At 60.2% G+C, this 15,438-nt stretch carries 14 protein-coding genes; 11 read left to right on the top strand and 3 right to left on the bottom strand.

Going from position 1 to position 15,438, the window contains the following annotated elements; genetic code table 11:
* Positions 1-49 precede the first annotated feature (49 nt).
* Genes DAAHT2_RS02635 through DAAHT2_RS02625 form a run of 3 tightly spaced genes read left to right on the top strand, consistent with a single transcriptional unit; the run spans position 50 to position 3,983 of the window.
* Positions 50-1,561, top strand: coding sequence for a nickel-dependent hydrogenase large subunit (locus DAAHT2_RS02635; protein WP_013162757.1), 1,512 nt, complete (start codon positions 50-52; stop codon positions 1,559-1,561).
* Between the two features lie 11 nt (positions 1,562-1,572).
* On the top strand, positions 1,573-2,490 hold the full coding sequence (locus DAAHT2_RS02630; RefSeq protein WP_013162756.1) for a hydrogenase small subunit: 918 nt from the start codon (positions 1,573-1,575) through the stop codon (positions 2,488-2,490).
* A gap of 26 nt (positions 2,491-2,516) precedes the next feature.
* Positions 2,517-3,983 carry a methyl-accepting chemotaxis protein gene (locus DAAHT2_RS02625; RefSeq protein ID WP_013162755.1) on the top strand — a complete coding sequence of 489 codons (1,467 nt, stop codon included), beginning with the start codon at positions 2,517-2,519 and terminating at the stop codon, positions 3,981-3,983.
* On the opposite strand, the gene DAAHT2_RS13725 is transcribed toward DAAHT2_RS02625, so the two are convergent.
* Complete coding sequence (locus DAAHT2_RS13725; RefSeq protein WP_049824351.1) at positions 3,972-4,427, bottom strand: DciA family protein; 456 nt, start codon at positions 4,425-4,427, stop codon at positions 3,972-3,974. The genes DAAHT2_RS02625 and DAAHT2_RS13725 overlap by 12 nt on opposite strands.
* A 161-nt stretch (positions 4,428-4,588) precedes the next feature.
* On the opposite strand from DAAHT2_RS13725, the gene ychF reads away from it, so the two are divergent.
* The 6 genes from ychF (at position 4,589) to DAAHT2_RS02590 (ending at position 9,517) form a co-directional block, all read left to right on the top strand.
* Positions 4,589-5,683 (top strand): redox-regulated ATPase YchF, encoded by a 1,095-nt coding sequence (ychF, locus tag DAAHT2_RS02615; RefSeq protein WP_013162753.1) that lies wholly within the window; start codon positions 4,589-4,591, stop codon positions 5,681-5,683.
* A gap of 85 nt (positions 5,684-5,768) precedes the next feature.
* Positions 5,769-6,650, top strand: a complete 882-nt coding sequence (locus DAAHT2_RS02610) for a DUF4438 domain-containing protein (RefSeq protein WP_013162752.1) — start codon at positions 5,769-5,771, stop codon at positions 6,648-6,650.
* 204 nt (positions 6,651-6,854) lie between these two features.
* Positions 6,855-7,238 carry a response regulator gene (locus DAAHT2_RS02605; RefSeq protein ID WP_013162751.1) on the top strand — a complete coding sequence of 128 codons (384 nt, stop codon included), beginning with the start codon at positions 6,855-6,857 and terminating at the stop codon, positions 7,236-7,238.
* Positions 7,235-8,689 carry an HD-GYP domain-containing protein gene (locus DAAHT2_RS02600; protein WP_013162750.1) on the top strand — a complete coding sequence of 485 codons (1,455 nt, stop codon included), beginning with the start codon at positions 7,235-7,237 and terminating at the stop codon, positions 8,687-8,689. Before DAAHT2_RS02605 ends, DAAHT2_RS02600 begins: the two co-directional genes overlap by 4 nt.
* A gap of 71 nt (positions 8,690-8,760) precedes the next feature.
* Positions 8,761-9,315, top strand: a complete 555-nt coding sequence (pyrE, locus tag DAAHT2_RS02595; RefSeq protein WP_013162749.1) for an orotate phosphoribosyltransferase — start codon at positions 8,761-8,763, stop codon at positions 9,313-9,315.
* A 1-nt stretch (position 9,316) separates the two neighbouring features.
* Positions 9,317-9,517: a dual CXXC motif small (seleno)protein gene (locus tag DAAHT2_RS02590; RefSeq protein WP_013162748.1), complete on the top strand. Its 201-nt coding sequence runs from the start codon at positions 9,317-9,319 to the stop codon at positions 9,515-9,517.
* A gap of 246 nt (positions 9,518-9,763) precedes the next feature.
* Here the strand turns inward: DAAHT2_RS02590 and DAAHT2_RS02585 are convergent, their stop codons facing one another.
* Positions 9,764-11,812, bottom strand: coding sequence for an RNB domain-containing ribonuclease (locus DAAHT2_RS02585; protein WP_013162747.1), 2,049 nt, complete (start codon positions 11,810-11,812; stop codon positions 9,764-9,766).
* Between the two features lie 338 nt (positions 11,813-12,150).
* On the opposite strand from DAAHT2_RS02585, the gene era reads away from it, so the two are divergent.
* Positions 12,151-13,077, top strand: coding sequence for a GTPase Era (era, locus tag DAAHT2_RS02580; protein WP_013162746.1), 927 nt, complete (start codon positions 12,151-12,153; stop codon positions 13,075-13,077).
* A 162-nt stretch (positions 13,078-13,239) separates the two neighbouring features.
* Here era and DAAHT2_RS02575 read toward each other — a convergent pair whose 3' ends face one another.
* A complete protein-coding gene (locus DAAHT2_RS02575) occupies positions 13,240-13,572 on the bottom strand; it encodes a hypothetical protein (RefSeq protein WP_013162745.1) in 333 nt (110 codons plus the stop codon).
* A 380-nt stretch (positions 13,573-13,952) separates the two neighbouring features.
* Here DAAHT2_RS02575 and gltX point away from each other — a divergent pair, with 380 nt between their 5' ends.
* Complete coding sequence (gene gltX / locus DAAHT2_RS02570; RefSeq protein ID WP_013162744.1) at positions 13,953-15,431, top strand: glutamate--tRNA ligase; 1,479 nt, start codon at positions 13,953-13,955, stop codon at positions 15,429-15,431.
* Positions 15,432-15,438: the final 7 nt, after the last annotated feature.

Raw genomic sequence — 15,438 nt, 5'->3', positions numbered from 1 at the left:
CCTTCCCCCCGTAAAACCGCCACCATTTCATTTTTTGGGAGAAGTGCGGATGCAAGTAGATATCGGCCCCATCACCCGGATCGAAGGACACCTTAATGTAAAAACCACCGTGGAAAACGGCGTGGTGACCGACGCCCGTTGCGAAGGTGAGATGTTCCGGGGGTTTGAAATTTTTCTCCGGGGCCGCGACCCGCTGGACTCCCAGCAGATCACCCAGCGGATCTGCGGCGTCTGCCCTTACGCCCACGCCATTGCCTCCTCCACCGCCCAGGAAAATGCCTACCGCCTGCAAGTACCCCCCAACGGTCGCATTTTGCATAACCTGATCCAGGGCGCCAACCATTTATACGACTACCTGCTGCACTTCTACCAGCTTTGCGCCTTGGACTACGTCGACATCACCGCCGTTCTCGAATACACCGGCAAAGACCGCGAACTGAGCAAGGTCCGCGACTGGGTAAAGGCCGAGATCGATTCGGGCAAAAGATATCCAGCCGCCCCCTTTCTACCCCGCCTTTCGGGCAAATATCTCGACAACCGGGATGCCAACCTCGGGGCCATAAAAAACTACCTGGAAGCCATGAAGATGGAACAGAAGGCCAACCAGGCGGCGGCCATCTTCGGCGGCAAATTCCCCCACGCCACGGCAATCTTCCCCGGAGGCTGCACCCAGGAAGCCCGGGTTGACCTGATCGTCCCGTACCAGTCGCTGATCCGCGAGGTGCGCGACTTTATTCACCACAAATATATTCCCGACGTTTTAGCGGTGGCCGGGGCCTTCCCCGAATATTGGGATATCGGCCGCAGCCAGGGTGGTTTCCTTTCCTACGGCCATCTGCCTTTGGGGCCGGAACCCGACAGCAGGCGACTGCTGGCACCTGGCGTGATGTTTGACGGCCAAGTGGAAGCGGTGGATTTCAACCAGATTCGCCAGGATGTCGGCAACGCCAAGTACTCTTCCCCCAGCAACCTGCGGGTCCGCGACGCCGCCATCACCCCGCAGCCCAACAAACGCGACGCGTACTCCTGGATCATGGCCCCACGCTACGCCGGCCAGGTGGTGGAAGTGGGTCCGGCGGCCCGGGTCATGGTGGATTACGCCCAGGGGCACAACCCGGAGATTAAAAAACTGGTGGACCGTTTCGCCGGCCAGGCCGGCATCCAGCCCACCCAGCTCAATTCGGTGCTTGGCCGCCACCTGAGCCGGGCCATCCTGGCGGCGGTGCTGGCGGATTTTCTTTTGGCCGAGAGCCAGCGCCTGCAACCCGGTCAGCCGACCATGGCCTCCATCGACCCACCCGCCTCGGCGGAAGGTTTCGGGGCCACCGAAGCCTCCAGGGGCGCCCTGTTGCATTACATCCGGATTGAAAACTACAAAATCGCCAAATATGAATGTGTAGTACCGACCACCTGGAACGCCTCACCCCGTGACGACCAAGGGCAACCGGGGGCCATGGAGTCCGCCCTGATCGGCACCCGCGTTAACAACCCGGAAGAACAGATCGAATCCAAACGCATCGTCCGTTCTTTCGACCCTTGCCTGGCCTGTGCGGTACACTAAGGAGAAAACACATGTTTGACCGCCGAAAGTTTCTCAAGCTTGCCGCCGCCCTGGCTGCCGCCTTCGGCACCAAGGGGCTGAGTCAACCGGCCCGGGCGGCCTTAAACGATATCGACCCCCGCACGGTACCCAAACTGCTTTACCTGCAGGGACTTTCCTGCACCGGCTGCTCCATCTCCCTGCTCCAGGCGGACTCACCTTCACCGCTGAGCATGATCACCGACTATTCCCAACTGGTGTTTCACACCGATCTTTCCGCCACCTCCGGGGCGCAGGCCATGGAGTTGATCAACTCCTTCATCGACGGCCAGGCCGGCGACTACGTTCTGGCCATTGAAGGGGCGATTCCGGCGGGCATGCCCGAGGCCTGCATCATCGACCACAAGCCTTTTGCCGACTACCTGGAGCGTGCGGCCCGCACCATGAGCGGGGCGGTGGCCATCGGTTCCTGCGCCTGCGACGGCGGTATTCCCGCCGCCGAGGGCAACCCCACCGGCGCCGTCGGGCTGGCTGAATTTTACCGCAACCGCAACATTAACCAGCCGGTGATCAACATCCGGGGTTGCCCGGTGCATCCGGACTGGGTCTGGCACACCATCACCCACCTGGTCCTGGTCGGCAACCCTAACCTGGTCAACGGCTCGCCACGGGTTTTCTTCGAGCGGCGCCTGCACGAACTTTGCCCCCGCTACTATGATTTTCAGGAAGAAATATTTGCCGAAAAGCTGGGTGATCGCGGCTGTCTGTTCCGGCTGGGCTGCCTTGGCCCCATCACCTTTGCCGATTGCCCCACCCGCTGGTGGAACGGTGGTCGCACCTGGTGCGTGGACACCAACGCCCCCTGCATCGGTTGCGCCTCCCCGAAGTTTGCCCGCCAGAAAGACCTGCCCTTCTACCGGCTGTCTGAAGGAAAGGGCCGAAACAGCTAACCAGTTGCCGTTCACGGAGAACCCACATGCCAGGCAAAGCCACCAACCAAAACTCCGTTATCGCCCGCGTAATGACCGCCGTCCTTATTGTGCTGGCCATCGCCCTGATCGGCGGGACCATCTTTCTGCACGGCTTCGTCAAACAGCGGCTTTCCACCAACTATATGGATTCGGTCTACACCCTTTTTGACTCTTTTGAAGAGGGCGTTAAGGGCTCGTTGGAGCGGGGTCAGATGAAAACCTTTCTGGAGCTGCTTTATCGCCAGAACGAAATCAGCGGCATCCTCGACGCCTCCCTCTACGACCCGGCCGGCCGGCTCAACCTCTCTTCCACCGACGGCAACCGGGCGGAGCGGGAACTGGCGCCGGCCACCCTGCAAGACCTGGAGGCCATGGAAATCGTGGAAGAGCACCGGGGGGATTACCTGCGGCTTTATGGCCCCCAACCGGTGGTGCCGGATTGCATCCGCTGCCACACCGACTGGCGGGAAGGCGAATCCGGCGGCACCCTGGCCTTAAGCTATGACCTCAGCCGGCTTAACATGACCCTGCGCAACCTGACCCTGTTTTTGGTTTTTGGCTGTTTTACCCTGCTGGCCCTGGTGAGTGCTTCCATCGCCCTGGTCATGAACCGCCTGGTCAGCCGGCCGGTCAATGCGGTGATCGGCGATTTACAAGCCAGCGCCGGCGAGGTTTCCCGCAGCGCCCACCAGTCGGCCGAATCAGGAGAAACAGTGGCCGACCGGGCCTCGCAGCAGGCCGCCGCCCTGGAGCAGACCAGCGCCTCAATCGAGGAACTGGCCGCCATGACCAACCAAAACGCCGATAGCGCCGATTCCGCCAACAGCCTGATGAGCGAAGCCAATCAGGTCATGACCGAAGCCAACGAGGCCATGGGACAGCTGACCGAGGCCATGCGGGAGATCACCAACGCCAACGAGGAAACCAGCAAGATCATTCAAACCATTGACGAAATCGCCTTCCAGACCAACCTGCTGGCCTTGAACGCGGCGGTGGAAGCGGCCCGGGCCGGCGAGGCCGGGGCGGGCTTTGCGGTGGTGGCCGATGAGGTGCGCAACCTGGCCATGCGGGCGGCGGAAGCGGCCCGCCAGACCACGGCTCTGCTCTCCACCACCAACGATCGCATTGAGCGGGGTTCGCAGTTGGTGGGCAATACCGACGAGTCGTTTAAAAACGCGGCCGACAAAGCCCGGAAAACTGCTGAAATTTTAATGGAAATAGCCACCGCCTCAAAAGAGCAGTCCCAAGGTATTCGCCAGATCTCCAAAGCCATTCAGGATCTGGACAAGTCCACCCAAGACAACGCCGCCGAAGCCGAACAGCAGTCACAACTGGCCGGCAGCATGGAAGATCAGGCCGCGCAACTCAACCATTGCGTCAATACCCTGATCGAACTCATTCAGGGCAGCAAAACCGCTTCCCGGAGATCTCAGCAAGAAGGGCCGGATGACAGCCGGAAATTACTGTCGTGAACGGTCTCTGGATTCCGATCGGCGCCAAAGTCGCAACAGGTTGGCCTTGGCCTGGGGGTCATCAATGCCGGCGATAATTTTTTTGAAGCCGGCCTCCCGGACCGGCTCAATTTTTCTGGGCACCGGCGCCGGCCGGGGTTGATTCTGCAGCTCTGAATCAAGTTCATGCGCCAGCGCCGGATCAAACCGGCAGCGCAAGCCGGTGATCTTATGCTCGCCCGGCAGGCGGCGGTTAACCGCTTCCAGGATGGCGTTTTTCTCAAACTGCAACTGCTGCCCCCAAACCGGATCAACCACCCGCACCCACAGCACCCCCTCCCGGATAACTTCCGGGCGGCAGACGGCGGCCAGCTCCTCGCCCACCAACTCGGGCCAGATCAAAAAAATCTGGTGCTGGGCCAGGCGGGCCCGCCAGTTCCGGCTCGCCGCCAACTTCCCGATCATCGCACCAAGAGGATTTATCTGTGATTTTTCCTGCAATTTCATCTACCCTGCCCGCCCGGCCAGCCTGGCCGGCATCACCTTTACCTTGCCCATTGGCCGGGAACCCGTTATAAAAAGGGGTTTTGTTGCCAAGATTACTTTAACCCTTTTAAGGAACTGTCATGGGATTTCGTTGCGGCATCGTCGGCCTGCCCAATGTGGGCAAGTCCACCATTTTTAACGCCCTTACCGCGGCCGGGATCGAATCGGCCAACTACCCTTTCTGCACCATCGAACCCAACGTGGGCATGGTACCGGTACCCGATGAACGACTGGACCAACTGGCCACCATGGCCAAAACCCGCAATAAAGTCAACGCCAGGATGGAGTTTGTCGACATTGCCGGCCTGGTCAGCGGCGCCAGCCAGGGAGAGGGGCTGGGCAACCAGTTTTTAGGTCACATCCGCCAGGTGGACGCCATCGCCCATGTCATCCGCTGTTTTGCCGACGACAACATCGTCCATGTCGGCGGCTCCATCGACCCTCTGCGGGACCGGGAGATCATCAACACCGAGTTGATTCTCGCCGATTTAGAGACGGTGCGCAAGCGTCTTGATAAAACCGCCGCCCAGGTCAAGTCCGGGCAGAAGGGAGCCAAGGAACAGCAGGCCTTTCTGCAGGCCCTGGCCGATCACCTGGACCAGGGCCAGCCGGCCCGCACCATGGAACCCGACGACATCGGCCAGGAGGTGCTCAAGGAGCTGTTCCTGCTCAGCGCCAAACCGGTGCTTTATGTCGCCAACGTGGCGGAGGAGGAAATCGGCAGCGGCAACCCCTGGGTGGAAAAATTAAAGGAGGTGGCCGCGGCGGAGCAGGCCTCGGTGGTGATGATCTCCGGAGCCATTGAGGAAGAGTTGAGCCACTTGGAGGAAGAAGAGCGCCGTGCCTTTCTCGACGACCTGGGCCAGAGCGAGCCCGGCCTCAACCGCCTGATTCGCAGCGGCTACCAACTGCTGGGCCTGATTACCTACTTTACCGTGGGCGAAAAGGAAACCCGGGCCTGGACCATCCCGCAAGGCTGGAAAGCGCCCCAGGCAGCCGGGGTGATCCATACCGACTTCGAGCGCGGCTTCATCCGGGCAGAGGTAATCTCGTGCCAGGACCTGCTGGCCTGCGGCAGCGAGACCAAGGCCCGGGAAAAAGGCTTGATGCGCCTGGAGGGCAAGGATTATGTGGTTCGGGACGGCGATTGTATTAATTTCCGTTTCAACGTTTAATGGTTCGTAACCGTTCACCAGAGGTACTAACTTGCCGGCTAAACGGCTGTAATCGTTCAACGATATTGGTCAGGGAGCTACCACAATGCTTAAAATCAACCGGGAACAACTGGTCTGCCAATCGGTGATCGGAGAAATCACCTCCCCACTGGGCGGGATCAACCCTTACCGGGTAAACCCGGAAGGGCATCCCGATATCTATCCCGGGGTCGGGGGAATCACTTACAACCTGCGCATCGGCGACCGGGCCTGCGGGCTCTTTGCCGACCACGTCGAGCCCGGCGTTTCCATTAGCAACTTCACCCAGGTCCAGGGCCAGCCCGGCCCCAACCGGGCCCTCAACCTGTACTCCTGCGCCGGCAACCTGGCCACCGTGGTCTCCGGCGAGGCCAAAGGGGAAAAAGGCCGAGTCACCGGCAAACACGGGGGGATCGAGCATGTGCTGCTGGATTTTGCCCCCGAGGTGCTGGAAAAACTGGTCATCGGCGACAAAATCCAGATCAAGGCCTTCGGCTGCGGCCTGCAGCTTACCGACTACCCGGGGGTTAAGGTGATCAACCTGGACCCCGACCTGCTGGCTCTGCTCCCCCTGAAAAAGGGCAAAAAAGGCAAGCTGCAGGTGCCGGTGACCCACCTGGTGCCGGCGGCCATCATGGGCTCGGGTCTGGGCTCGCCCCACAGCCACAGCGGTGATTACGATATCCAGCTCTTTGACCAGCCCACAGTGAAAAAATATAAACTACACGACCTGCGCCTGGGTGATTTCGTGGCCATTATCGACGCCGATGCCACTTACGGCCGCATCTACCGCAGCGGCGGGGTGGTCATCGGCATCGTCGTTCATTCCGATTGTGTCCTGGCAGGCCACGGCCCCGGGGTCATGGTGGTAATGGCCGCCGGCGGGGGGGAAATTGAGCCGGTCATTGACGCCCAGGCCAACCTGACCTCTTTTCTGCCGGCGCTTTAAGTACGACACCGGGAAAAAAAGCCAAGTTTTTTTTGCCTGCTATTCGGATTACGGTTATATTGCAAAGCTGTTAACGCAGAACGCAAAGCGATCTTGGCGGCCCCGGCAACCGGCTGGCGCCGCAGTTGATCCCGCTTATCAACACCGGCAAGCGGGCGGTTGTCATAGCTTCACAGCTTCAAAGATCAGGGAGCTTAGGCCTGAATGAGCAAAACCATCTTGATTGTAGACGATTCCGCCATGATCAGGCGCATTGTCAGCCAACTGGTGCAACAGTTGGGGCACCGGGCGATCGCGGCGGAGAACGGCCAGGTAGGCGTGGAAACCGCCCTGGCCACCGAACCGGATATGATCATCATGGACATTGAAATGCCGGTGCTGGACGGCATTGCAGCCACCCGCCAACTTAAGGCCGACCAGCGCACCACCGGAATTCCGGTAATCTTCTTTACTTCCCTGGGCAGCGAGGAAAACATCCGCGAGGCCAAAGAAGCCGGTGGTAACGGCTTTCTTAACAAGCCCATCTGCAAGGAAGAGCTGGGGCTGGCCATCAACAAGATCCTTGATCCCGACGCGGCTTCCCCATGAGTTCCATCCAGGATCATCTCTTTGATACTGAATTTCTCGATCAGTCGCTGCAATACCTTGGCGAAGTCCTTAACCTGCAAGTAACCATTCAGGACAGCGACGGCCAGGCGGTGCTTACCCAAGGGCAGCCCGGCGGCCGGGCCAGCCGTTTTTACCCTTTCAGTTTTTCCCAAGACATCGGCGGCTTAACCTGCACCGCCGCCGACCAGGAGGCCCTGGCCGCCTGCGAGCCCCATATCGCATACTGCCTGGCGGCCCTCAACAGCCAACTGGCAAGGGAAGAAGAGTTGCGGGAAACCTCCGAGGAAATGCTGGCCCTTTCCAGCCAGCTCAACTTTCTCAGTAAGGTGGCACGTAAGATCATCGGGGTCGAAGACCTGGAGGAATGCTACCAGATCATCCTGCAGGAGATCTCCCTGGCCATCAACGCCGACCAGTCCCTGATCCACACCAGGGGCCGGTGGGATGATGAAGTTGAGGTGAGACTGAACATTACCCGGGAAGAAGAGGCGGCACTGCTGGAGTGCGACTGCCTGCGCCGGCGACAGGATACCGGCCATCCCATCATCTGCACCCTGGACAACGGCAAATCCTTACTCTATTTGCCCATCAGGGAAAAGGACAACCGCATCAGCGGCCGGATGTTCTTCCTCCGCCCCGCCAACCAGCGACAGTTCACCGCTTACGAAAAGAAGTTCGTCGGGATCATCGAAAACATCATCTCGCCCACCTTTGAAACCCTGCGCCTCTACGACAGCCTGCAGGATCTGTATCTCAATACGGTGAAGGCCTTAGCCGCCGCCATCGACGCCAAGGACGAATACACCCACGGCCATTCCTTCCGGGTGGCCAAATACGCGGTGACCATCGGCCGGCAACTGATGTTGTCCGGCAAAGAGCTTAATGACCTGGAGATTGCCGCCTACATGCACGACCTGGGCAAGATCGGAATCTCCGAGTCTATTTTAGGCAAACCCGGCAAACTGACCAACGAAGAGTTCTTTCATATCCAGCAGCATCCGGTTTTCACCGACAAGATTCTTCAACCCATCCACTTGGCCAACCACATTATCCAGGGGGCCATTCAACACCATGAACGCCTGGACGGTACCGGTTATCCCATGGGGTTGAGCGGGCCGGAAATCTCCCTGTTCGGCCGGATCATTGCAGTGGCCGACGTTTTTGATGCCCTGACCTCCAAGCGCCCGTACCGCGACGCCATGCCGGTGGAAACCGCTCTGAAGATCCTCTGCAACGATGTGGACAAACAGTTTGACCGCAACGTGGTCCTGGCCCTGCTCCAGGCCCTGCAGGACAATGTACCGGGCAGCGAGTTCAGCGAGGTCAGCAACACCCTCAAATTCGATGCCCTGCAGAATCTCAACCTGTTTTTAAAGGAACTGACCGAGTTTGTGGCCACTCCCCCCGCCGGTAGAGGCCGCACGGTTTAACCATGTTAGCGGTCCGCATACCCCCGGGCGGCTAGTAAATCAACCAAACAGATTGCAAGGACCAAGTAAATATGAATGACCATCAGCGCCTGAAGCAGATTATCCGGGAAAAATCATATCGCCAGGGTACCTTCAAGCTATCTTCAGGCAAGGAATCGGACTTTTATATCGACGGCAAACAGACCACCCTGGACGCCGAAGGGGGTTACCTTTGCGGCAAGTTGCTGTTTGAAATGATCAGCGACCATCCTGAAAAAATCCAGGCGGTGGGCGGCATGACCTTGGGGGCCGACCCCATCGTTACCGCGGTTTCCGTGGTAAGCTGGCTTAATCAGGCCCCGATCCCGGCCTTCATTGTCCGCAAGGAGTCCAAACAGCACGGCACGGAAGCCTACCTGGAAGGAGAGAGTAACCTGCCGCCGCAGGCGGTGGTGGCCCTGGTGGAAGATGTGGTCACCACCGGCGGCACCCTGCTTAAGGTGATCGACCGGGTGGAGGCACAGGGATACAAAGTCGGTCTGGTGGCCACCATCGTCGACCGCGAGGAAGGCGGGGCGGAGGCCCTGGCCGCCAGGGGACACCGGCTGCAGGCCATTTTCACCCGTCAAACGCTGCTGAGCGACTGAGATGTTTGCCACCGGTACCGCCACCACCATGACCTGCCCCCAATGCGACGCCGGCCGGCTGACCATCCTGCGTTCCTGCGGCCGGGTCCGCATGGAGTGCGGACAGTGCCGGCGGCAATTTCAGATCCACGAGGTGGCCCACCGCCTCGATGCCCAGACCGAAGCGATCCTGGAACGCTGGAACAGCATCATCTACGACTAAAAAAACGCGCAGCAGCACCGCATCTTGTGGCGATCAGCCCGGCTTGCGTACCTGGTGTACGCGGCGCCGGGCTGCTTGCCACAAGCTGCGGCACTGCTGCGCGTTTTTTGTTTGCGCCTATGGTGGATTAATTTGTTGGTAATCGTTCAGCAGTGCCGCAGATTGCGACAAGCGAACCGGTGCCGCGTACATCAGTACGCAAGCCGGGTCGATCGTCGCAAGCTGCGGTGCTGCTGAACGATTACCCTACCATTCCAGGCGCAGGGTGCCATCCAGTGGATCGGCCTTGGCGATCTTTACTGCGACCACATCTCCCGGCTCGACACTCACGCCTCGGCCCGGGGGCAGGTCTCCTTCCAGCAGACAGTCGGTGAGTACCACTGTTACCCGTCTGGGGCCGCGGGCCACCACCAGAACATCCAGCCACCGGCCCACCTTGCTTTGCAGATACTTCAGCAACCAGTAACGCTGACGCTCCCTTTTCACCTGGTTAAGCCGCCCCTGGGTGGTATTGATGGCCGCTACCAGGTCCATCAAATCCGGCTCGGCAAGCACCGCTCCTTGCCGGGCAATCAACCCGTGCACCTGGTGCTGCATGGCCAGATCCAACAGACGCCGAATGGGGGAGGTGATGGTAGTGTAACTGGCCGCCCCCACCCCGCTGTGGCGCTCGGGCCGGGTAAGCAACTGACCGGGCTTGAGCTGTTTGCGCTGGCGCCAGATGGTGAAAATATCCTGCTCGTAACCATGTACCAGGCGCTGGTGCGGGTCGTCCTGGCTGCGGAACAGTCCAGGCACCTGCTGCTGGGCCACGTACTCCGCCGCCAGCATATTGGCCAGCACCATCATCTCCGAAACCAGCAAGCGGGCCGGGATATCCACATCTTCCAGGCTGACCTCCGGGTTGCCCCGCTCGTCGATGCTGATATTGACATCGGGAATGGGCAGCAACAAAGCGCCGGCCTCAATCCGGCGGCGACGCAGAGCCTGGCTTAAGGTCAGCAGATTTTGCAGGTCAGAATCTGCCGGCAGCAGCTGCTCCACCTGCTCGTAATCCAACCGCCGGGCCACCCGGATCACGCTGGCAACGATCCGGGAGGAAACAATATCGCCGTCGGGGGTCAGGGTGACCAGGAAACTCATGGCCGGCCGATCGCGACCGGCCACCAGGCTGCACAGATCCTCGGAGAGCCGCGGCGGCAGCATGGGCACCTGCCCCTCGGGAAAATAAAGCGACGTCACCCGCTCCACCGCCGTCTTGAACAGCAGTGAGCCGGGTTTGACGTAGTGGGCCACATCGGCGATGTGAATACCCACCACAAAGTTTTCCCCCTGCCGTTCCAGGTGCAGGGCATCGTCAAGATCGCGGGTGGATTTGCCGTCGATGGTGAGCACCGGTAAGTGGCGCAGGTCCACCCTCCCCTGGGCCAGCAGGGTGTCGGCCTCGGTCTCCTGGCACGCCTCGGCCGCCGCCATCTCTTCTTCGCTGAAGGCCACCGGCACCCCGGCCCGCAACAGGGGAATATTCTCGTCGGCCTGCCAGACCCCCACCCCGACCAGCAGATGATAGATATCGTGGGGCCGGGTCAGCCCCGAACGTTTGAGCAACTCCCGGGCCAGCTCGCTCTCTTCGGCGTCGTTGGCCAGCAGATAATAGTCCTGCAGCAGCTTGAGACAGCGCTCTCGCTCCGGCCAGGCTTCTACATCGGTGGCCACCGCCGCATCCCCGCCGCCGATGGCGGCAGGCGGCGCCACCTGCGGCACCTTGGCGACAAAGAGCGCCTGCAGCCGGCGGGCGCCGTCGGCCAGCAGGGCCTCCCGTTGCCGCTCCTGCTCCAGACGGTTTTGCAGTTGCTCCACCACCTCGGCCGGATGGGCCATCACCTGGCCATCCTTGTATTTGAAAAACAGACGGTCGATGAACACCGCCCGCAGGAAGGCCGCCACCTGATCATCGTCGGCCTCCCCGCCGAAGTTCAACTGGGCCAGAAAGAGGGGGGTAAAGAACTGATCCGCCTCGGCGGCGGCCAGCTCCCAGACCGTTTCGATCTCGATCCGCCCGGTCAACTCCCGCCGCTGCTGGTCAACCTCCTGCAATCGGCGGCGCTGCTCATCCCGAGACATGCCGGTCGGCAACGAGTACCCGGAACAATGCACCACCCGGGCCCGGGGCAGGTTCAGCTCGCGGCCGTTTTGATTAAAAATCCGCAAACGATTGGCGGCCACCTCCACCACCACGCCACAGATAAACTTACCCTGCTCGACATATTCAACGATATTTCCAGGAGAAACCATAAGTAATCGGGGGAACGGGTTAACGATTGATCAAGACAAGCCTTTCCCTCTAACAGGAATCAACCGACTTGTCACGTAAACGTTCAGCAGCACCACATCTTCGGGCGATCAGCCAGGCTTACGTACAGGGGGTACGCTGCGCCTGGCTGCTTGCCCGAATCTGCGGCACTGCTGAACGTTTACGGCCCGTTAAACCGGCAGCTTACCCCCCCCCCTGGTGAACGCTTACACTTGTCACTGAAAACAGCGCCATGGCCATGGTAAAGAATGAGGACAAAACAGCGCAAAAATGGTAGATTCTGTTGCTTCAAATAAGCATGCACCCAAGGAACCCACCAATGAACGCTGCCCCATCACCAGACGAGATCACCTGCGGCTTTGTGGCCCTGGTCGGTCCGCCCAACGCCGGTAAATCGACCCTGCTCAATAACCTGCTGGGCCAAAAAATCTCCATCGTCTCACCCAAGCCGCAGACCACCCGCAACCGGGTACTGGGGGTCTTCAACCAACCGACCCGCCAGATCGTCTTCCTGGACACCCCCGGTCTGCACCAGGGCCGCAGCCGGCTCAACAGTGAAATGGTCAAAATCGCCCGCCGCACCGTAAGCGAAGTGGACGCGGTGGCCTATATGATCGACGTCAGCTCACCGGAAGCGGACAGCCGCCCGGAGCAGCGCCGGCAGGCCGGGCAACTGCTGCAGCGGGCCAACCTGCCCGCCTTGCTGCTGTGCAATAAAATCGACCAGGTGGGCAAGGAAAAGCTGCTGCCCGTTATCGCCGCCTGGCAGGAGGTCTACCCCTTTGCCGCCATTATTCCTCTCTCCGCCCTCAGCGGCGAGGGCCAGGAGACCCTGCTCGACGAACTGACCAGGCTGCTGCCCCGCGGCCCTCGGCTCTTTCCCGAGGATATCCCCACCGACGCCAGTGAACGTTTTCTCTGCGGCGAAATCATCCGGGAGAAGATCATGCTGCTGACCCGGGATGAGCTGCCTTACTCCACCGCCGTGCTCATCGACCGCTTCCGCGAGGAGTCGGCTCCCCCGCTGACCACCATCGACGCCACCATTATCGTGGAAAAAAACTCGCAAAAAGGGATCATCATCGGCAACCGGGGGCGGATGCTGCAACAGATCGGCCGCTCGGCCCGACGGGAGATCGAGGCCATGCTGGGCACCAAAGTGCTGCTGAAGCTCTGGGTGAAGGTGCAGAAAAACTGGACCGGCAATATGCGGGTTCTGCAGGAACTGGGAATACACGAAGGATAATGCTGGAGGGGGGTAAGCGAACAGCCGCACCGCATCTTCGGGCGATCAGCCAAGCTTACGTACAGGGGGTACGCTGCGCTTGGCTGCTTGCCCGAACCTGCGGCACGGCTGTTCGCTTACGGCCCGTTATACCGGCAGGTTGGTACCCCCGGTGAACGGTTACTACACCATTACATCAATGGTCCGGCGTTGGGGCTCCTGGGCTTGGCGGGCCTGTTCTTCCCGGTTGGCCTGGGCGACACCCCGGTCTTCCCGCTCCATGGCATCATCGCCACGGGTGGTATCGGCCGGTTGCTCGGCATCGGTTACCGGCCGGGCCAGTTCCATGGCGGCAGCGGAAAATTCAGTTACCACCCCGGGGTTAAACTCGCTGGTTTGACCGGCCTCATTACGTTCGGGCTGGGCCCGGTTGGCCTCGTTGGGTACAGGAGCAATTTCCGGCCGTTCCGGCCGCATCTGGCCCTGGTTAACTCCACTGGTCACGTCAAGGATCATGGCGCACCTCCTGTCACTTCGTTCCGCCATCGCGGACTGGTACCACCTGGTAAAGCCGGTGGGCGAAAACGCTATTCACCTTTATAACTGTGATCATACAATGAGAAATAAATAAATGCAAATAAACCTGGCTTAAGTCATTCATTGAACATCGCGGCAAAAAACGCTATAACCAGCGACAAATTATTTTCTTACTCAGTAACCGTTCAGCAGCACCGCATCTTCGGGCGATCAGCCAAGCTTACGTACAGGGGTACGCTGCGCCTGGCTGCTTGCCCGAACCTGCGGCACTGCTGAACGGTTACGGCCCGTTAGACCGACAGGTTAGTACCCTTGGTGAACGGTTACTCTTACTCATATCCATCCAGGAGATTTGCGGCATGAGCGAAGTACGTGTTCGTTTTCCCCCCAGCCCCACCGGCTATTTGCATATCGGCGGCGCCAGAACCGCCATCTACAACTGGCTGTTTGCCAAGAAACACGGCGGCAAAATGGTGCTGCGCATTGAAGATACCGACGCCGAACGCTCCACGGAAGAATCCATCCGCGGCATTATCGACGGCATGGAGTGGCTGGGGTTGGACTGGGACGAAGGGCCTTATTTCCAGACCGACCATGCCGACGAACACCGGGCGGCGGCGGCCAAGCTGCTGGCCGGCGGCCAGGCATACAAGTGCTTTTGCAGCAAGGAAGAACTGGAAGCCCGCCGGGAAGCCGCCGTCAAGGCCAAGGCCGATTACCGCTACAACGGGGCTTGCCGCGACCTGAGCCCGGAAGAGGCGGCCGCCCGCGAGGCCGCCGGCACCCCTTATGTAATCCGCTTCAAAGTACCCCAAGAGGCCGGCTTGGTGGCCTTCAAGGATGAGGTGTACGGCGGCATCGAGCGCAGCTACCAGGATATCGAAGATTTTGTCATCGTCCGCTCCAACGGCCAGCCGCTCTACCTGTTGTGCAACGTGGTGGATGATATCCGCGATAAAATCAGCCACGTCATCCGCGGCCAGGACGGGCTGGCCAACACGCCGCGCCAGATCCTGCTCTACCGGGCTTTGGGCGCCAACCCGCCGACTTTTGCCCACATGCCGCTGACCCTGGATCTGAACAAGGCCAAAATCTCCAAACGCAGCCACGGCGAGGTGGTGGCGGTGCAGTTTTACCGGGAGCAGGGTTTCATCTCCTGGGCCCTGGTCAACTTCCTGGTCCTGCTGGGCTGGTCGCCCGGCGACGACCGGGAGATTTTCAGCAAAGAGGAACTGATCGAGGCCTTTTCCCTGGCCGGCATCAGCAAGGCCAATTCCATCTTCAACTACCGCAAGGACGACCCCAAGTTCTTTACCGATCCCAAGGCCATCAACATTAACGCCCATTACCTGCGCACCATCCCGGTAAGCGAACTGGCCTCACTGGTCAGACCGTTTCTGGAGCAGGAAAAAATCTGGGACCCGGCTTACCAGGGAGAGAAAAAGGCCTGGTTTGAAAAGACCCTGGAGATGACCCGGGAGCGCTTTCATACCTTAAAGGATTTCACCACCCTCGGCCGGGCCTGGTTTGCCGACGACTTTACGGTGGATGACAAGGCCCGGGAGAAAAACCTGCTCAAACACCCGCAACTGCAAGAATGGCTGCCGGAACTGGCCGACCGGCTGGCGGCCCTGCCGGAGATCACCCCGGAGGAGGCTGAACGGGTGGCCAGGGAGTTGGCCGAGGCCCATGGCGTTAAGCCGGGTATTCCCATCAACGGCGCCCGGGCGGTGATCACCGGCCAGATCAAAGGCCCCAGCATGTTTGAGGTCTTTGCTCACCTGGAGCGGGACAAGGTAATCGGCCGCCTGCGGGAAGCGGGAAAATATTTTGCGTGAGGAGTGC

It is taken from the genome of Desulfurivibrio alkaliphilus AHT 2, from assembly GCF_000092205.1.
GTDB lineage: Bacteria > Desulfobacterota > Desulfobulbia > Desulfobulbales > Desulfurivibrionaceae > Desulfurivibrio > Desulfurivibrio alkaliphilus.
This window is presented reverse-complemented; position numbering and strand designations above follow the sequence as displayed.